General features: G+C 68.3%; 15 protein-coding genes. 6 read left to right on the plus strand and 9 right to left on the minus strand.

Annotated features, from left to right (window positions below):
- Positions 1-3: 3 nt before the first annotated feature.
- From HB370_RS28860 to HB370_RS28880, 5 genes are all read right to left on the minus strand, one after another.
- Positions 4-654: a hypothetical protein gene (locus HB370_RS28860; protein ID WP_167345743.1), complete on the minus strand. Its 651-nt coding sequence runs from the start codon at positions 652-654 to the stop codon at positions 4-6.
- Positions 655-850: 196 nt separating this feature from the next.
- Positions 851-1,330, minus strand: a complete 480-nt coding sequence (locus HB370_RS28865) for a hypothetical protein (protein ID WP_244405665.1) — start codon at positions 1,328-1,330, stop codon at positions 851-853.
- Positions 1,323-1,880: a hypothetical protein gene (locus tag HB370_RS28870; RefSeq protein ID WP_051815777.1), complete on the minus strand. Its 558-nt coding sequence runs from the start codon at positions 1,878-1,880 to the stop codon at positions 1,323-1,325. The genes HB370_RS28865 and HB370_RS28870 overlap by 8 nt, the downstream gene beginning before the upstream one ends.
- A gap of 47 nt (positions 1,881-1,927) precedes the next feature.
- Entirely contained in the window at positions 1,928-4,258 is a 2,331-nt protein-coding gene (locus HB370_RS28875; RefSeq protein WP_030784831.1) for a hypothetical protein, read from the minus strand.
- Positions 4,259-4,348: 90 nt separating this feature from the next.
- Entirely contained in the window at positions 4,349-4,867 is a 519-nt protein-coding gene (locus tag HB370_RS28880; protein ID WP_030784829.1) for a hypothetical protein, read from the minus strand.
- A gap of 430 nt (positions 4,868-5,297) precedes the next feature.
- On the opposite strand from HB370_RS28880, the gene HB370_RS28885 reads away from it, so the two are divergent.
- The 5 genes from HB370_RS28885 to HB370_RS28905 all read left to right on the plus strand — a co-directional run bounded on the left by HB370_RS28885 (position 5,298) and on the right by HB370_RS28905 (position 9,666).
- Positions 5,298-5,735 (plus strand): hypothetical protein, encoded by a 438-nt coding sequence (locus HB370_RS28885; RefSeq protein WP_051754322.1) that lies wholly within the window; start codon positions 5,298-5,300, stop codon positions 5,733-5,735.
- A complete protein-coding gene (locus HB370_RS28890) occupies positions 5,732-7,570 on the plus strand; it encodes a hypothetical protein (RefSeq protein WP_030784828.1) in 1,839 nt (612 codons plus the stop codon). The genes HB370_RS28885 and HB370_RS28890 overlap by 4 nt, the downstream gene beginning before the upstream one ends.
- Positions 7,571-7,700: 130 nt before the next feature.
- On the plus strand, positions 7,701-8,864 hold the full coding sequence (locus HB370_RS28895; protein ID WP_030784827.1) for a S8 family serine peptidase: 1,164 nt from the start codon (positions 7,701-7,703) through the stop codon (positions 8,862-8,864).
- Positions 8,865-8,983: 119 nt separating this feature from the next.
- On the plus strand, positions 8,984-9,325 hold the full coding sequence (locus tag HB370_RS28900) for a WXG100 family type VII secretion target (protein ID WP_030784826.1): 342 nt from the start codon (positions 8,984-8,986) through the stop codon (positions 9,323-9,325).
- Positions 9,326-9,363: 38 nt separating this feature from the next.
- A complete protein-coding gene (locus tag HB370_RS28905) occupies positions 9,364-9,666 on the plus strand; it encodes a WXG100 family type VII secretion target (RefSeq protein ID WP_030619120.1) in 303 nt (100 codons plus the stop codon).
- Positions 9,667-9,758: 92 nt separating this feature from the next.
- On the opposite strand, the gene HB370_RS28910 is transcribed toward HB370_RS28905, so the two are convergent.
- From HB370_RS28910 to eccCa, 4 genes are all read right to left on the minus strand, one after another.
- Complete coding sequence (locus tag HB370_RS28910) at positions 9,759-10,388, minus strand: hypothetical protein (RefSeq protein WP_157855583.1); 630 nt, start codon at positions 10,386-10,388, stop codon at positions 9,759-9,761.
- A gap of 69 nt (positions 10,389-10,457) precedes the next feature.
- The gene (locus HB370_RS28915) at positions 10,458-12,740 is read right to left on the minus strand and encodes a DUF6571 family protein (RefSeq protein WP_030784815.1); all 2,283 of its coding nucleotides are present in this window, start codon (positions 12,738-12,740) and stop codon (positions 10,458-10,460) included.
- Between the two features lie 5 nt (positions 12,741-12,745).
- A complete protein-coding gene (locus tag HB370_RS28920; RefSeq protein ID WP_030784812.1) occupies positions 12,746-13,195 on the minus strand; it encodes a hypothetical protein in 450 nt (149 codons plus the stop codon).
- Between the two features lie 73 nt (positions 13,196-13,268).
- Complete coding sequence (gene eccCa, locus HB370_RS28925) at positions 13,269-17,234, minus strand: type VII secretion protein EccCa (RefSeq protein WP_030784809.1); 3,966 nt, start codon at positions 17,232-17,234, stop codon at positions 13,269-13,271.
- A gap of 361 nt (positions 17,235-17,595) precedes the next feature.
- Here eccCa and eccD point away from each other — a divergent pair, with 361 nt between their 5' ends.
- Positions 17,596-19,098 carry a type VII secretion integral membrane protein EccD gene (gene eccD, locus HB370_RS28935; RefSeq protein ID WP_037701975.1) on the plus strand — a complete coding sequence of 501 codons (1,503 nt, stop codon included), beginning with the start codon at positions 17,596-17,598 and terminating at the stop codon, positions 19,096-19,098.
- Positions 19,099-19,139 lie beyond the last annotated feature (41 nt).

Raw genomic sequence — 19,139 nt, forward strand, 5'->3', positions numbered from 1 at the left:
CCCCTAGCGCGCGGATGCCGTCATTCCCGCCGACGGCCTCTCGCCTGCCTCCGCCTGCCCGGCCCGCTGCGCGAAGACGTCGGCGAACCGGTTCATGTAGGAGTCGGCCATGCCGGTGTGCGGTCCGGCCTCGGCCATGGACATCATGATGACGCTGCCCACCCGCGTCTGGATCATCAGGCCCTTCGACCCCTTGACGATCGAGGAGCTGAGCCCGGCCACGGCATCCCGCTGGTCACCGATGTTCCCGGCCGACACGGTTCGGGCCTCCGGCACCCACCGCTTCCACGCTTTCCAGACGGTCCCGTACGCGGCCCGCGCCGTGTCCTCGTCGCGATAGGTCTGGACGATGAAAGAGATGTCCGGCTCGTTCTCCTGGTGAAAGGCGGCGACACCGAAGAATCGGACCTGCGCACAGGAGTCCTGCCCGGCCGCGTCATGGCACTCACCGACACCCATCTCCTTGGCCTTCTTCAGCGTATAGGCGACCGGCTCCAGGGAGGCCTTCCATCCCGGCAAGGCCGCAGCGTCCGGCAACACCGCTTCCGCCTGACCGGCGTCGAGAGGGGAAGCCCCTCCCGAGTTCCCGCCCCCGCAACCGCTCAGCAGTACAAGACAGCCTGCGACCACCATGGCCGCGTCACGCACGCGCACAAGACCCCCTACAGACTTGGTACACGGGGCCGCCGCCCCGGCCGGCCTGAGCACATTTACCCTGTCACCTTGGACGGCGCATCACACTTCGCCTGCTGATGCGCGAACCGCGCGGCGTTCCCGGCGAGCGTGATCAGGCCCTCACGCACCTCCGCGGCTGTGACCCGGCCCCGCTGCCTGAGCTCCACGGCGACGCTCAGATGCTCCCGGGGCCTTCGCCACGGCACGGGACGTAAATGGCGGCGAGCTTCTCCGAAGCGACCGCCTTGTCACCGGCCTGGAACGATGTCACATCCGAGGGCGCCGAGGCATTGGCGACCACGTCCTCCACCCACTCCTCGGCCGTGTCGTAGCCCACCATCTCGACCGTCGCCACGAGCAGCATCTTCCCGTCACCGTTGACGAAGCAGAACGCGTCGTGCGTGCGGTCCGTGTCATCGATGCGGCGATGCATGATCTGGTCGTCGAAGGAGTACGAGGACTTGTCGGGCAGGATCCTCCGCAAGACGTCGGCCGACCCGGACGAGGAACCCAAGGTCTTGCAGACGGCCGAGGCCCCTATCTCGCCCCTCTCCTCGTCGAACGGGGGAGCGCCGCATGCGTAGGCCAGCCCGAAACCAAGACCCGCCACACCTACGACCCCACCGGCGAGCGAAAGCAGCGATCGATTACGCATGGCCGTGGGTGGACAGTGCACGGCAAGCGTCACTCTTGCCGAGAGCCGTTGCGTACCCCTTGATGAAATCGCGCATCGACGACGCCTTCACGTCGTGCGAGGTCCGCACAGTGGCCCAGAGAGTGCTGTTCGCCGAGGCGGAGCCGGGACACTCGACGAGACTGACGGCTCCGGTCTTCGAGTAGATGGTTCGGCCCCCGTCTGCCCGGGTGTCGGTCGGTTCCACGCCGTAGGCGGACGAAGCGACATCACCGACGCTGGTGTTCGCATCGTGCTTCTCGATGCTGGTGGACAGGACAACCTTTCCGTCCACCAGCATCCGGCAGCGCTCGACGCCGACCGACGATGTCGGCTGGGCGCTGACCTTCTCTCCGGGGGGCAGCAGCGGCTCCAACAGAGAACGGGCCACATGGGTGCCGCAGACATCGCTCGGTACGGCGTACTCACGCGTGGGCGACGAAGACGAGCAGGAGGTTGTCAACCCGACCAGCAGCCCTGCCCCCAGAAGAGCGACCACGGAGCGGACCCCGCGCCCGGAGATGTTGTGCATATCGCCTTCCAACGCAGTGAGTGAGAGCACGTTCAGCCGGCCCCGGCTCAGTCCGGGATCTCGGTATCCATGTCCTTGGCCATCGCGTGAATGTCGGTATTGGCGTCGTTGAAGCCGGTGGCCGTCCCTTCGCTGACCCACGTATCGATCTGGTCCGTGTAGTCGGCGTGGTGAGCCTTGGCCGCTTCGTGAGCCGCTTTGTAGTTGATGTTGGTGGTCGAGTCCTTGATGGTTTCCCACCGAGTGGCGATGTCCTCGCCGGCCTCGGCACGGTACTGGCCGGAGTCGTCCTTGTAGAAGGCCTCCAGGACCGTGGACGTCACGGTACCCGCCGCGCCACCCACGCCCGCGCCGACCGCGGGGCTGGCGATGAAGCTCGTTCCCACGCCGACCCCCGTGCCGACGAGCCCCGAGATGAGATTCTTTTTCTGGCTGACGGCGTAGTCGTAGTCGCTGTCCTTCTCGCCGGCGGGACCGAGAACGGCCTCCTGCCGCCCCTGGGCGAGCAGACCGCTGAACTCGCCGGCTTTACGGGAAATACTCGTGATGGTGTCCTGCGCATCATGGGGATAGCGCTGGTCTGCGGGCAGGTCCGGGTTCAGGTGGAGGTCCATCAGGCTTGCCGTGTACGCCTTCTCACCGACGCTGAGCGCGGCGTAGCCCTCGGGATTCTGGCTGACCGTGACCAGGAACCGGGTCACGGCACTGTGGTCCAGCTTGGCGTCCGTACCGGCGAGCGGATACAGCAGGTCCCAGCCGGACTTGCCGTCCTTGACCGTAGGACCGTCGGCCATGGCGCGATGGATGTCGGGCAGGTACTCGGCACCGATCTGGCCGAGGCTGTCCGACATGTACGAGTGATCCTTCACACGGCTGGGGTCGTCCGAGACGGAATTGACGATCGCCCGCATCAGTTTCGCCTGATCGGCCGAGTGAGGAGGCGTGTCGTCGGTGGGCATCTCACCCGCCGGATGCCCCGTAGTGGCGGCTTCCAGGGCCAGGGCGAGGTTGTTCCGGCCGGTGAAGAGGTCGTCCCCGTGGGAGTCCGTCTCCGGGGGCCAGTCGCGCTCCTCGAACAGGTACTGGAAGTTGGACAAGGACACCTTGCCCTTCTTGCCGTTGCCGTCCGTGTCCCGTTCGAAGGGGTTGTCCGGGTCGTCCTTGGAGACGTACTGCTGGTTGAAGAAGTCGGTGGCCGCGTCCGGGCTGTTGGACAGACCCTTGAGGTAGCCGGTGAGCGGGTCGTTGCCGCTGTCGTCGCCGATCCGGTTCAGCCACGAACTTGCACCGGAGAGCCGCCACATCAGGTTCTCGTGGTCACCGTTGCCGGTGAGCTTCCGTTCCGTGGCCATCAGCTTGGTGCCGTAGTCCTTCAGGAACTGGTCGTCGTAGTCACCGGTTCGCATGAGGTTGCTCATGACCTGGAAGCCCATGGGGCCGCCGCCCCGCTCGCCGTGCAGCGGCTTGTCGCCGATGTCGATCATCTGGCGCTTCCACTCGGTCATGGCAGCGGAATCGCTCTGCGTCGCGTGGGCGAGGGTCAGGCCCAGGTTCCGCTGAAGGTCGTCGAACTGGTCGAGGCGCTTGCGCCCCAGCTCGTAGTTGCCGCTGTGCGGATCGCTGATCCCGGTCCAGAACTCCAGGGTCTTCTGCGGCCCGAGGTCGGTGGCGAAGCGCTCGGCGAACAGCGGATCGTTCGCGTACTTCTTCAAGCCGTCGTTGATCTTGTCGAAGTCCTCGACCGACAGCTTGGACGGGTCCTTCTTCGCGAGCTTCGCCAGCTCGTCGGCCTCCTTGATGGCCTGCGCAGCCGTGTCCCGGTCCTTGTAGCTGACGTCGGAGAAGCCCATCGAGCTCTGATCGGCGATGGCCATCAACACCGTCTTGGCCGAATTGTCGCTCTCCGTGGCCTTGCTGAGGATGCCCTGGATCTCGTCGCGGAGGTCGTCGACGTCCTTCTGATTGGTCGCGCTCTTGTTGCCGCTCGGGTCCGAGCCCCAGTCGGGCCGTGTGTTGCCCATGACCGTGAACTTGCCGCCGCCCGCGTCGACAACGGTCAGGTTCTTCTTCTGACCACGCGAGACGGCGTCCGTCAGCTGCTGGTGGAACGTCTTCAGCTCGTCCCGGGTGTCGAGAAGGATCTTGTGGATGGTGGTGGCCTGCGTGTGGGCGTCGCCGAACTCACCGGCCGTCTTGCCCACGAACTCCCGGGAGACCTGGGCGTTCACTCCGGCCCAGTCGGCTTTGATGGCGGCCTTGTGCAGATCGTCCTCGGCGTCCTTCTTCAGGTCCGCGAGGTGCTTCACGAGCGTCGACCAGTCACTGACGGCGTCGTCGAGGAGCTTGAAGTTGGCGTGGTAGAGAGCGTTGAAGTCCATGCGGTGTCGTCATCCTCTGAAGTAGCGGTGCCGGTAGTGGTGCCGGCCGGCCGGTGCGGAGGGAGGCCGCGCGGTCGCCTCCCGGGTCCGCTACTCCTTCTTCTCGCCCTTGCTCTTCTCGCCGTAGACGGAATTCTTCTCGCCCGGCGCCCCCACCCGCTCGTCGAACCCGTCGTCCAGGGCGTCGATGCTGCTCATCTGGCGCTGGATGTAGTGTTCGTCGTTCGCGTGCACAGCCTTGGTGGTCTGCATGTGGTTGGAGATCTGGGCGCAGGCGTCCATCAGGGACTTCAACTGCTCTTCCCAGCGGTTCGACACGTGCTGGAGGCCGGCACCGAGGGCGAAGCCCTGCTTGGTGAGGTCGCCGGCCGCGGAGTCGCTGCTCGGGGTCGCCACACGAGCCTTGTCCCACAACTGGTCGTACAGGTGGTGGGCGGCGCTGCCGATCTTCTCCAGATCCTTGTGACCCACCTTGAGGTCACCGGTCTTGCTGGGGATGACATAGGGGCCGTACGTACCACCGCCCCCGTCGACATGGTTGAGCTGCATCTGTGCCGACTGCCCCTGGGCAGCCTGTGCCTTGAGCTGCTCCCATTCGTCCCATGCCATGGAAGGGCCCCTTCCCCCGCGGTTAGTCCGGTGCCGGCACAACCTAGCAACCAACACCATGGAAAATTTGCGCCATGTCCGCCATGTGTGATCTGTCGGACGTGAAAATTCGGCGGAGGGTGCTGCTCAGGGGCGCGGTGCTGGGATTGCGATGTCCCGGTCCAGGCCATTCGGCCAGCTCCGGCCGCCGTAGGCATGTGAAGCTTCTGCGTAGAAAACGAAACCCTTCTGTCGTTATTGACCGCCTTGTCGGTATCTGACGGTTCATGAGTCGGTCACTTCGGGACAGCTTCGCAACTGAACCGTCGCATAGTTCAGTTGGCCGCCATTTCCGCAGTGACTACAGTGGTCGGCGACGGACCGGTGGTGCGGCCGGGTGCCGGCCCGGTCCGTCCAGCTCTACCAACGGGGAAACGGGGAAGGGGTCGCGGTGGGCGACGGTGGCGGCTCTGGCATGAGGCGCGGCATCGATGCGCTGCAGGAGTTCAAGAACAAGCTCGACGGCGCGCTGAAGGACTTCGAGGGCGGGCAAGGAGGTCCGTCCCAGATCGCGCAGCAGACGCTCAGCCGGTCGTCGTTCGGAGGCACGAATGCCCCGTTCGACGAGGCGACCGATCTGCACACGGCCTACGAGACCGTGCACTCACGCCTCACTCACCTTTCGAAGACCCTGGGAATGCACATCGAGGCCCTGAAGCTGGCCTCGCACGCGGCGGATGCCACCTATGACGGGACCGAGGCCGAGGTCCACCGTCGATTCTGGAAGATCCGTACGGAACTCGACGCGCAGTACCAGGACGAGGTGCAGAAGGCCGCCGGCAAGCAGAGGGCGGAAGGCAAGTCGACGGGGAAGACGGACCTCACGTGAGCGACGACTGGAAGAAGCAACCGGAGTACAAGTCCGCTGCGCAGCAGGTCGACAAGGAGGTCGGCCAGCAGGTCAGGCCCATCACGACCGCGCAGAACATGCTGGCGAACATGCCGTTCTTCGGCGGTGTCCGGGTCAACCTCGTCGGATCGACGAACTTCGAGGGTCACAAGCTCAACGACATGATCGACCTGGTTGAGCATGCCAATCCGGAGCACCTCGAACTGACCAGCAAGTCCCTGTTCGACGCCGGCAAGGACATCCGCAAGGCCGCGTCGGACCTGGAGCAGCACCTCAGGGTCGACTGGGAGGGCGAGGGTGCCGAGGCCTTCCACAAGTACACCCAGCAGCTCATCCACTACACCAACAGCCTCGCGGGATACGCCGAAGCGGCCGGCACCCACCTCTCCGTAGCGGCCACGGGGCTCGCCTCCGCCCGCAGCTCCATGCCGCCCAGGGACACCCGTCCGGCGTCCGAGCAGAAGCTGCCCACCGAGCTGCCCAAGGCCAAGCAGGTCGACAGCAACCCGGACTACGCGGCCGCGCTGAAGGTCGAGAAGAACCGGCAAGAGGCCATCAACCAGATGAACCGGCTGGCCTCGTACTACAAGGTCGCGGCGATAGACCTCAGCAAGGAGAAGGAACCGGAGCCGATCCAGCCCATTCCGAGCCTTGGAGTGCCCAGGCCTTTTACTGACGAAGGTAGGGAAGGGTACGGCTCTGGCCCGGCGTCGTCCGCGTCGACACCGAGGAGTGCAATCCGGGGCGATGGCGGTGAAGGTTACGCTGATACGGCCACGTCGAACGGGACAACCGCCCACGGCCACGTGAGCGTTCCGCCGCTCAAGGAAGTCCACGAGCCCGGCGCGCCCTCCGGCCACGATGTCGGCACGGAGATCAACACCACGACCACCCTGCCCCCGCAGGTACCCACCGCTCCGTCACCCACCTCGCCGACGCCCACTCTGCCGACGACCAGCGGCGGCGGTCCGATGCCGCCACTGCCCACCGGGCCGATGGCGCCTCCGGTCGCGCCGACCGGTCGTACCCCCGGCTACGGGCCGGGCGGTCGGCCCCCGATGACCGCGCAGGGACGTACCGGCCCTGTGGGTACCGGAACCGGCCGAGTGCCGCAGGGGCCGGCGGGCCAGCCGGGGCGTACCGTCTCCACCGGCCGTGTCCCGCAGGGACCGGTGGGTCAGGCAGGACGTTCCGTACCGGGCAACCGGGTGCCGCAGGGACCGATGGGCCAGGCCGCTCGTGCGATGGGACGCACGACCCCCGCGGGCCAGCCGGGTGCACGGGGGCCCGTTCAGTCCGGGCGCACCCCGGTAGGCCGCCCCGTCACCGGCGGTACGCCGAGGACGACCGGCGTCCCTGGGGGGCGTCAGGGAGCGACCGGCCCCACGGGCCCGGCGCGCAACGGCGTCGTGGGCGGCAAACCCGTCACGGGCCGTACGTCCGGATCCACGGCCAATCCCCGTGTCCCGCGCGGTATGGTCGTCGGCGCCGAGGAACCGGCCTCCACCACACCGGCGAAGGGCGCTTTCGGCCAGCGTGGAGTCGTGGGCGGCCCCGCGGCCAAGCCGGAACCCGGTGCGGGTCAAGCGGTGCTGCGGTCGGCGAGCAATCCCGAGGGTGTCATCGGCGCGGCGCGCAACACCACCGCTTCTCAGCCCAAGGGCGCCGAGCCCGGCGCCACCGGGCTGGGCCGCGGGGCGGTGGGCGGTCGACAGGCTCCGGCCGGTGAGAACGGCCGCGTCGGCGGATCCACCTCGGCGGACCAGCACCGCTCGTCGCAGCAGCGGCGCGATGCGCCTCGGCAGAGCGACTGAACAGCGAGCGAGGACGTACACAGGCATGAAGCCAGGGACCAGCCGAAGCGGCCCGAGGAGGGCCATCCTGACAAGGCCCAACGTACGGCGACTGTCCGCCGTGTGTTCGGCACTTGGAGCGCTCGTCGTGATGTCCGCGACGCTTGCTCCGGAGGCTGCCGCCGTCGATATCCAGTCCAAGGAGTGGTACCTGGACTTCATGGGTGCTGACGACATCTGGAAGATCAGCACGGGCAAGGGGGTGAAAGTCGCTGTGATCGACAGTGGGGTCAATCCGGCGACTCCCTCCCTCAAGGGGCAGGTACTCGTGGACGAAGTACCCAAGTCCGTTTCCTACCACGTCACCCATGACAGGGACGGACACGGTACTTCCATGGCTGAAATCATCGCGGGCACGGGAGCCGGCGGCGGTATCAAGGGTCTCGCTCCGGGCGCCAAAATCATTCCCTTCCGCATTGACGGTGGAGGACTGGTAGGCGAGGAAATCGCCAGGACACCCAGCGTGCCAAAAGCGATTCGAGCGGCCGCTGACAGCGATGCGAAAATCATCAACATGTCTTTCGGGGGCGGGGACGTCCACGATGGCACGGACACCGCTATTAAGTACGCGGTTTCAAAGGGGAAATTGCTTTTCGCCGCCATCGGTAACGACGGCGACAAGGGAAACATGCCTTCCTATCCGGCCAACTACCCGGGTGTAATCGGTGTCTCCGCTCTCGACAAAACCGGCACCGTCGCCAAGTTCTCCACGTACGGAAACTACGTGGATCTCTCGGCCCCGGGCCTGCACGTCCCTTCCTGGTGCGACGGTACGTTCACCGAGTACTGCGACACCCGGGGCACCAGCCCCGCCTCCGCCATCGCCTCCGCTTCCGCCGCGCTGATCTGGTCGGCTCACCCGGACTGGACGGCCAACCAGGTCCTGCGGTCCCTCGTCGACACGGCCGCCCGTGACTGGCCGAAGGACACGCCCAGCAAGTACCTCGGCTACGGCGGTGTCCGTCCTCGCCGGGTGTTGATCAACAAGAACATCGATCCCGGACCGCCCGATGTCGACCCGCTTGCCGCTGAGAACGGCACGTTGTCGGCGTCCCCGAGCCCCTCGGTCAAGAGTCCGTCCGGTAAGCCGAGCAAGGAGGCTGGTTCCGCCAACGGTCCCACCGCCGCTGCCGCCGCGGAGGACACCGATTCCGGTAGCGGAACGCAGACCTGGGTGATCATCGGCGCCGTAGCCGCCGTACTCGTCATCGGAGGCGCTGGTTTCGCCGTGCTGCGCGCACGCCGTAACGCCTGAGCGGTCTCCCGCATACCTGCTCATTCGCCGAGGGAGCAGAGACCCGCTTGCCGTCGGTGCTGACGTCCGTCAAGTGACTCAGCGCTCGGCAAGGTCAGTTCACACAGAAAGGCATGGAAATGGCGACGCAGCGCCAGAAGGTAAGTGACAAGGACATCATTGTCCTCGAAAAGGAGCTTCTGCACCGTTTCGAGGGCATCAAGGGTCAGCTGAAGGAGCTGCAGGCCCTCATCGACAGCCTGGAAGGCAACTGGAAGGGTATCGGCGCGGGCGCGTTCAACGCGAAGCAGACCGAGATCAACGAGCGCATGGTCCGTATCGGCAACATCCTCGCCAAGTTCATCGAGGCCATGAGCACCACCCGGAAGATCAAGGACGGCACGGAGGACGAGGTCCGCGCGCAGGTCCAGAGCATCGACGTCAGCGTCGGCGGCTCGACTTCGGCCCTGTCCAGCTACTGATCCCCGCCAGGTCACCACTTCTCAGCAACGGAGCAATCATGGGCGTCAACAACAGCGGCGAGCTCGAAGTTTCCTACGGCAGCCTCGACGAGACCGCCACCCAGCTGGCCAACCACGCACGGAGGCTCGAAGAGGGCCTCGAGGCCATCAAGCAGAAGGTCGCCGGCGTCGCCAGCATGTGGGAGGGCGAGGCCCACAACGCGTACACCGAGCAGCAGGCCGCCTGGGACCGCGAGGCCCAGGGCATCCACGAGGCCCTGGTCCAGATCGGCAAGGTCGTGCACGCGGCCGGCGGTGACTACCAGGGCGGCGACCGCAAGGCCGCCAGCTACTTCATGTAGGCAGGCCACACCGGCACGGCAGGCGGAAGGGGTGGGCACGCACGGGAGGTGCCCACCCTCTGTCGTACCGGACGAACCAGCGTGTCCGTTTCTCAGCGGGCGGAAACCACCGCCGGTAAATCGGCCTCCGCAGCGCACCCCGCCGTTTGGGCCAGTTTCCGGGAGATGGAATTGAGGATCACCATGCGGTCGTGATCTTTGGTGTCGCCGCGCATTTGCCCGAGGGGTGCGAAAAGCTCCGCCTTCACATACTTCGTGTCACCGATGTAGGCGCCCTCGGTGGGAGCCTTGGTGGAGCACTGGAAGAAGAGGTCGGCCCCGTTGGGGCCCACCTGGGCAAAACGGCCCACCGGATACGTGACTTTGTCGGTACCGGATTCCTTGTGGGTGCCCGAAGGGTAGCCCTGGGACGCTGAGAACCGGATCTCGAGGAGCGGTTCCCCGGTGTCGTCACCGGTCTTGTACACCCAGCACGCGCTTCGTCGGCGGTATGTGTCGTGCAGGCCCTCGACCGCCTTCGGCAGGGAGAACGCGGCGGCTTCACCCGTCTTGCCCGCGCCAGCGGATTCGTCGAACCTGTCCGTTCCGGCAAGGCGCCGCAACGCTTCCGCTGCCGGAGCGTCGAATGCTCCGTCACACACCTTGCTCGCGGCCACCGGCGTACCTGGCTCTTCTGCCGCCTTCTTGTCGGAGTTACCGACGCACGCCCCGGTGAACAGCACCGCGACTGTGAGCGAAAGCGCCGTACCACACGTACGACATGCTCTGTCTCGCCGCACCCTCATCCCCACTCAGTCCTTGTACGGAGGCCGGCCTCGGTAGTCGTTCTCATGGGACCCGGTGCCCAGGTAGCTGCTTTTCGTTTCCTGGATCCATTGTTGTTCGTCGGCCACCTCCCTCGCCTTTGGATGATCCTTGAAGTACGAGTCGTAGACCGATCCGATGTCGTCGACACCGCGGCCGTAGAACTGCCGACTGGTCATTTGGGAGGGCACCAGCGCGTCGGACTCCGCGTCGTCGGTCGCCTTGTCGATCGCGTGTCCGAGCAGGGTGTTCGCCGCGTTCGTGATCGTGTCCGCGGCGACGGGGGCGATGACGACCGCGGCCGCGGTGGAGCCGGGCAGCGGCAGGGAGGCGACACCGCCGGCTACGACCGAACCCACCAGTAGCTTCTTCCAGTCGGCCGACCGCCCGAGGGCCTTGTTGGCTTCCTCGGAGTTCTCGCCGTAGGTGGTCGCCGCCTGTTCGACGCGCGAATTGTCAAGGATTCCGCGGGCTTCGGCACCCACCGACATGATGTCCCGCGCCTGGTTCATGTGGGCATCGCTGGTTGGCGGATGAGCATCCAGCATGCTCAAGGTGTAGAGGTGCTGTGCCGTTGTGACGGCCTTGTGCGAGTGCTCGTCCTGCCCCAGGACGCTCAGGAAATCGATCGCGCCTTGGTTCCCGAACCGTGCGCGCTCGCTGTAGCGAGCGGGAAAATCGCCCGCGTCCTTGCCGTGATCACCGATTCCGGACAGCTCATAATCGAGGTCGTCGATGTACGCGCCGGCCATCTTGCCGAGGCTGTCGGCGAGTTCTGGTTGATCGTGCAGCATCTTCGGCCCGTTCTCGCCACCGTAGAGGTGGGCGACCTGTTCCATGACACCTGCCGTGGCCGGCGTACGACGATCACCGGCTGCGATCTCCTTCGGCGAGGCGTCGGCGGAGTAGCCGGTGGTGGCCGCCTCCAGGGCGCGCCCGAGCGCATCGCGTCCGGCGACATGGTCGTGACCGCCGCCGAACGAGGCGTCCGACACCCAGACGCGTTGTGTGGTCAGGTACTTCAGGTGTTCGTTGACCTCGGAGTCCTTGTCGTCGGTGGCGCCCGTACCACCGGGCTGGGCGAAGAACTGCGTGGACGCGTCCGGGTTGTGTCCGAGAGCTTCCAGGAACCCGGTGACAGGGTCGCGGCCGCGGTCTTTCTCATGACCCCAGTAGTTGAGGTCACCTTGGTTGACGTTGTTGATCCAGGCGTTGATGCCCTGCCCGTTCATCTTTTTGTCGTATGCGAGGAGCTTGTCACCGTATGCGTTCAGGAACTGGTCGTCGTAGTCACCGAAACGCATGAGGTTGCTCATGACGGCATAACCGGTCGGGTTGTTCGCGTCGTCGGTGCCGAGTTGACCGGGGCCGAAGCCGATCAACTGCTTCTTCCAGCTCCGCATCCGGTCGCTGTCGGAGTGCGTGGCCCGGCCGATGACGACGCCGAGGTTCCTCTGCAGCCGCTTGGCCTGCTCGGCCCGGTCCGGGGAGTAAGTGCTCTGGTAGGGGTCGGCGATGCCGGCCCAGAAGGTGAGCACTTTCTTGGGGCCGACCTGTGTGGCGAACTCTTCGGCGAAGAGCGGATCGTTCTTGTACCTGGCCAGGGTGGTGTTGAGCGCGGCGAGTTCCGTGTTCGTCACCGAGTGGGGATTCTTGGCGAGAATCTTCGCCATCCGGTCGGCGTCCGCGACCGCCCTGGCAGCGTCGTCCCGGTTCTCGTAGTGGGCGCCGGAGAATCCGTACGCGGACTGATCGACGAGCAGTCTGAGTGCCTTGGCGGCGGTGCTGTCGCTCTCGGTGGCCTTGCTCAGGATGCGCTGGATCTCGTCGCGGAGATCGTTGACGACCTGTTGGCTGACGGGGCTCGTGTCACCGTTGGGACCTGTCGCCCAGTCGGGCCGGGGGTTCCCCGTGACGCTAAATGTGCCGTGGCCGGTGTCGATCACTGTGCAGTACTTGTACGGGTCGCGCCCGAGGACCTCGTTCAGCTGGTCTCGGTAGCCGAGGAGTTCGTCGTGGGTGTCCTTGAGAATCTTCGTGATGGAGTCCGCCTGGACGTGGGCGTCCGCGAACTCCTTCGCTGTCTTGTCGATGAACTCGCGACCGACCTGGGCATTCACGCCGGCCCAGTGCGCCTTGTCCGCGCGGGCCTTGAGGCCGTTCCGGGCGTCCTCGCGGAGAGTGGCGAGCTTCTTGGTCATCTCCTCCCAGTCGGCGATGGCCTCGCCGAGCTGGGCGAACCGTCCGTGGCGTAACGCGTCGAGGTCCATCGTGCTCAGCTGCCGTTCCGCTCGTCGAAGCCGTGATCCAGCTCGGTGATGCCGCTGAGCGTGCCGGCGATGTGGGACTCGTCGGCGGCGTGCTGGTTCTTCGTGTACCGCAGGTGGTTCGAGATGTGGGCGCAGGCATCGAGCAGCGTCTGCGCCTGGCCGATCCAGCGCTCCGCGACATGGTCGAGGGCGGCCCCGAGGACGAAGCCCTGACTCTTCAGTCCTCCGGCCGCCGTCATGGACGAGAGGCGGGCGTGGTCGCTGAACCGGCCGAAGTCCTGGAACAGCTCGTGTGCCGCGGAGCCGATCACGGCGAGGTCGTTCTGGTGGACGGTGAGGTCACCGCGCGGACTGCCTGCGCCTCCTGCGCCGGGAGCCAGTTGATCGAGGCGCAGGCGCGTCGACCGGCCCTGCGCCGCCTCGGCCTTCAACCGCTCCCATTCGTCCCAGCCCATGCGCGGCTTCCTTCCGTCTCCTCGGTGCTCCGCCCGAACGCTTGGTTCTCCAAGCTACCGACGGCGGAGCGCCTCAGTACTCCACTTCCACCAACCCCGTCTGAACCAGCGGCTTGCCCCGCTTGCGGGAGACGAAGACGCCGCGGCCCGGGGGCATCGGGCGGTGGCGGACGCCGCCGAGGATGTCGCCCTCGGCCGGGTCGCCGGCCAGGATCAGGCCCTGGGCGCCGAGTTCCTTCATGCGCTGCATGAACGGCTCGTACGAGGCCCGGCCCGCGCCCGCGGAGGAGCGGGCGATGATGAAGCGGACGCCGACGTCGCGGGCGAACGGCAGCATCTCCGTCAGTCCGCTGAGCGGGTTGCCGCTGGAGGTGGAGACCAGGTCGTAGTCGTCGATGACGACGAACACCTGCGGCCCCCGCCACCAGCTGCGGTCCCGCAGCTGCTGCGGCGTGACGTCCGCCGTCGGCGTGCGGCGCTGCATCAGGTCGGCCAGCGCCGCCATGTGGTGGTCCATCTGGCTGGACATCGGGATGTACTCCGCCAGGTGGGACGCGGGGGTCACGTCCAGCAGGGCGCGGCGGTTGTCGACGACGAAGAACTTCGCCTCGTCGCCGCCGTACCGCAGCGACAGCTGCCTGATCAGCAGCCGCAGCAGGTTGGACTTGCCGGACTCGCTCTCGCCGAAGATCAGGAAGAACGGGTCCTGGTCGAAGTCGACGAACACCGGCTCCAGGTTCTCCTCGTCCAGCGCGAACGCGACGCCCCGCCGCGGGAACCGGTCGCCCGGAGGCAGCTCGGCCGCGTCGAGCCGGCGCGGCAGCAGCCGTACCTTGGGCGCGCCCGGCGCCTGCCAGTGCCGTCCGACCTCGGTGGTCAGCGCGGCCGTGGCCTCGGCCAGGTCCGTGTCGGAGGTGAGGCCGTCGATCCGCGGCACCGCCGCCATGAAGTGCAGCTTCTGCGGGGACAGACCGCGGCCGGGGACGCCCGCGGGCACGTTCGCCGCCACCTTGCGGTCGATCTCCGAGTCCATGACGTCGCCCAGGCGCAGCTCCAGGCGGTTCATCAGATGGTCCTTGAGGTTGGCGCGGACCTCCATCGAGCGGGACGCCGTGATGACGAGGTGGATGCCGTAGCCGAGGCCGCGCGTGGCGATGTCCAGGACCGCCGGCTCCAGGCCCTCGTAGTCCGTACGGAAGTTGCCCCAGCCGTCGATGACCAGGAACACGTCACCCCAGGGCTGGTCGGTGACCGAGATGTCACCGCGGGCGCGCCGCGCGCGGTAGTCGGCGATCGAGGCGATGCCGGCCGTGCGGAAGTACTCCTCGCGGCGGGTCAGGACGCCGTACACCTCGGAGACCGTACGGCGCACCCGCTCCGGGTCCAGGCGGGAGGCGATCCCGCCGACGTGCGGCAGGCCGTCCACCGCGGCCATACCGCCGCCACCGAAGTCGAGGCCGTAGAACTGCACCTCGTGCGGGGTGTGGGTGAGCGCGAAGGCGCAGATCAGGGTGCGCAGCAGGGTGGACTTGCCGGACTGCGGGCCGCCGATGATCTGCATGTGGCCGGCCGCGCCCGAGAAGTCCAGCATGAGCCGGTCACGGCGCTGCTCGTACGGCTTGTCGACCAGGCCGGCCGGGACCACCAGGCGGCCCGCGCCCTCGTAGTTCGGCTGGGTCAGGCCGCGGCCCGGCACCGCCGCCAGGCCCGGCAGCAGCGCGTCCAGCGCGGGCGGGCTCTCCAGCGGCGGCAGCCACACCTGGTGGGCCGCCGGGCCCTGCGCCTCCAGCCGGCGCACGATCACGTCGAGGACGGTGTCGGCCAGCGCCTCGTCCACCTCGGGCTCGGACTCGGTGCGCTGCTGCGGGATCGCGGTGTACTGCACCGGCACCTCGGTGGCCGTGAACAGCACCGGGCGGCGGTCCACCGGGAGCCGCCCGCCGGACAGGGCCGTCTGCCGGCCCCCGGAGCGGTACACGCCCGAGACGTAGGCGGCCTTGAACCGGACCATCTCGTCCGTGCCGTACTTCAGGAAGCCGGAGCCGGGGACGTTCGGCAGCTCGTAGGCGTCGGGGACGCCGAGCGCGGCGCGGGACTCGGCCGCGGAGAAGGTGCGCAGACCGATCCGGTACGACAGGTAGGTCTCCAGGCCGCGCAGCCGGCCCTCCTCCAGGCGCTGCGAGGCCAGCAGCAGGTGCACGCCCAGCGAACGGCCGATGCGGCCGATCTGCACGAACATCTCGATGAAGTCCGGTTTGGCGGTCAGCAGCTCGCTGAACTCGTCGATCACCAGCACCAGGGACGGGATCGGCTGGAGCGGGGCGCCGGCCGCGCGGGCCTTCTCGTAGTCGTGGATGTTGGCGTAGTTGCCCGCGTCGCGCAGCAGCTCCTGCCGGCGGTTCAGCTCGCCGCGGATGGAGTCGCCCATGCGGTCGACCAGGGTCAGGTCGTCCGCGAGGTTGGTGATGACCGCCGCCACGTGCGGCATCTGCGCCATGCCGGCGAAGGTCGCGCCGCCCTTGAAGTCGGCGAGGACGAAGTTCAGCGTCTCCGAGGAGTGGGTGACCGCGAGACCGAGCACCAGGGTGCGCAGCAGCTCCGACTTGCCGGAACCGGTCGCGCCGACGCAGAGGCCGTGCGGGCCCATGCCCTCCTGCGCGGCCTCCTTCAGGTCCAGCATCACGGGCCGGCCGTCCTCGCCGAGACCGATCGGCACCCGCAGGCGCTCGGCGAGCGCGCGCGGGCGCCAGGTCCGCTTGGTGTCGACGGAGGCAGCGTCCCCGAGGCCCAGCAGGTCGGTGAACTCCAGGTTGGCGAGCAGCGGCTCGTCGTCGTCGCCGCCGGAGGCCATGCGCAGCGGCGCCAGCTGCCGGGCCAGCGCCTCGGCGGACTCGTACGACAGCGCGTCCGGGCTGCCCTCGTACACCTCGCCGTGCCCGGACTCCAGGCGCAGCAGGCCGGGCTGGACGACGATGGACAGGTCGCCGCCCGCCGTGGTCAGCTCGCCCGGCACCACCTCCAGGACCGTGACGCCCTGCAGGCCCTCCGGGTTCGCGAGCACCGAGTCCGGCAGCAGGGACAGGTCGTCCAGGACGAGCACGATGTGCGGCTCGTCCAGCAGCGGCGCGGCGGCGGGGTGGAAGCGCGGCCGGCCGGTCAGCCGCGTGGCCAGCAGGTCCTCCAGCTCGCGCGGGTCGGAGCCGATCAGCCTGCGGGAACCCGCGCCGTCCACCGCGCCGGGCGCCTGGGCGTGCGGCAGCCACTTCGCCCAGTCCCAGTGCGCCAGCGCCTCCCGGCCCGCGGCCACCGCGATGACCAGGTCCTGCGGGGAGTGCAGCGAGGCCAGCGAGCCGACCAGGGCGCGGGCCGAGGCCCGTACGGACTGCGCCTCGCCGCTGACCGTGACGTGGTAGAAGGCGCGCAGCGACACCGCCATCGGCAGGTCGCCGACGGTGCCGTGCGCGGCGAGGAAGCGCTGCATCGCGCCCGCGGTCAGCGGCTCCAGCTGCTCGACCGGCCCCGTCTCGGGGGCGATGAGCGGGGTGGCCAGCGGCTGCGCGCCCAGCCCGATGCGGACGTGCGCGAAGTCCTCGTCGCCGGGCCGCCGCTCCCACACCCGGCTGCCCTCGGCGACCAGCGCCCACAGCTGCTCGGGGGAGGGGTGCAGGTAGTACTGCGCGTCCCGCTGCTTGCGCGCCGTCGCCACGGCGGACCTGCGGGTCTGCGACAGATAGCTGAGGTAGTCGCGGCGCATGTCGGCCAGCTGGCCCTGTGAGCCGCGGCGGAAGCGGACCACCATCGCGATGGACATGGCCACCGTCGAGGCGATCATGATCATGCCCATGATCTTCATGAACGGCTGACCGTTCGTGAAGAAGAAGACCACCGAGCCGCCCATGCCCAGCGTGGGCAGGAGCTGCATCAGCACGCTCTCCTGATGCCCCCGCGGCAATTCGGGCGGTGGCTGGACAACGACCTCTTCCGTGGGCACTTCGGACGGAAGCGCCCTAGGGGGGCGCTTGACGACAATCTGGCTCACCGCTCACCAATTCCCTTGCCCGACCCAGGCTTTCCGCCCGCCGCCCCGTGTCCGGCGAGCGCAGGCCGCCGCGTGATCCTACTGAGTTCACGCGGGGCGGGTGGGCGGTAGGGTGCCGGGTGTTCGCGTGAGCACACGCCGAGCGGGGCGGACATACCGGGACGAACTCCTCGAGGAAGAGGCGGGAAGACCCGGGAAACCCGTCCTGCGGCACCCGGGTCGCCGCGCACCGGGCAAACCGGCACGGGACCTTCACGACATAGCCGCACCACCACCACCGAGCACGACACAGCGCCAGCACCACCGCTGAGCACGACACAGACGCATCACCACCACCACTGAGGGGGAGCAGCAGGTGAGCATGACGGCCGCCGCCACCGGCGGACCCGGGACGGGAGCCCCTTCCGGGTCCGGCACCGGACTCGGCTTCTGCCGGGTCACCATCGTCGCGCCGGACAGCCGTATCGACGTGGCCCTGCCCGACGACGTCCCGGTCGCCGACCTCTACCCGGAGATCCTCCGGCTGTCCCAGCAGAGCCCCGCGGCCGGCGCCCCGGTCGGCTACCACCTCGTCCGCACCGACGGCACCGTGCTGGACAGCGCCCGGTCCTTCGCCGCCCAGCGCATCCTCGACGGCGAACTGCTCACCCTGCGCCCGTTCGCCGAGTCCCTGCCGCCGGCCGTCTTCGACGACGTCGCCGAGGCCGTGGCCTCCTCCGTCACCAAGCAGCACAAGCTGTGGAGCGGCGACCTCACCCGGGCCGCCGGGCTCGTCGGCGGCGGTGTGCTGCCCGCGCTGCTCGCGTTCGTCGCCTGGACCGCCGACCCGCGCCACGACATGCACGGCCTGGCCGGCATCCTCGCCGCCGTCACCGGCGTCCTCCTGGTCGTGCTCTCCGCCGTCCGCGCCCGCGTCTACGACGACCGCGGCTCGGCCGTCGCCCTCGGCCTCGGCGCGCTGCCCAACATCGGCGTCGCCGGCAGCGGACTGCTGCCGCTGAGCGCCGGCGAGGGCATCGGCAGACTCCAGTTCCTGCTGGCGTGCGCGGCCGTCCTCGTCGCCGCCCTCGTCCTCGCCCTGTGCTCACCCCACGGCGACGGCCCCTTCGTCGCCTTCGTCTTCGCCTCCGCGGTCGCCCTGGTCGCCGTCTTCATCGCGACCCTCACCGACTGGGCCCCCCGGGAGACCGCCGCCCTGTGCGCCCCGGTCGCCGTCTGCGCCCTCGCCTTCCTGCCCGGCATGTCCATGCGGTTCGCCCGGTTGCCGATCGGCTTCGAGAACCCCAGCGGCGGCGGCGCCCCCCGCCCCGCCTACGGCAACGAGCCCGCCGCCCAGGAACCGGTGGACACCGAGCGCATCGAGGCGCAGGCGCGGCGCGGCCACGAACTCCTCGTCGGCATGGTCGGCGGCTGCGCGCTGCTCGCCGTCGGCGCCGCGGCCGTGCTCGGCTTCTCCGACGACGTCTGGGCCCAGCTGCTCGCCCTCGCCACCGGCATCGCCATGCTGATGCGCGCCGGCATGTTCCGCTACACCGCCCAGGTCGCCCCCGTGCTCGCCGCCGGCCTCATCTGCCTGGTCCTGCTCGGTCTCGGCCTGGCCCTCAACCCGCCGCAGCACGTCATGCGCGCCGCGCTGGCCGGCGACCGCACCGACCTCGACATCCGCACCATCTGGCTGATCGCGGCCATCGCCCTGGCCGCGGCCCTGGTGACGGCCCTCGGCCTGATCCTGCCGCGCGGCGGCCTGACCCCCTTCTGGGGCCGCTTCCTGGAGATCTGCGAGGGCTTCGTCCTGCTCACCCTGATCCCGCTCGCCCTGGCCGTCTTCGACGTGTACGCCAAGGCCCGCGCCATGACCAGCTGACGGGACCAGGACGCGAAAAGGGGCGGCACGCGCGCGTGCCG

Origin of the sequence: Streptomyces sp. DSM 40868, from assembly GCF_011820545.1 — a bacterium.
GTDB classification, from domain to species: Bacteria; Actinomycetota; Actinomycetes; order Streptomycetales; family Streptomycetaceae; genus Streptomyces; species Streptomyces eurythermus.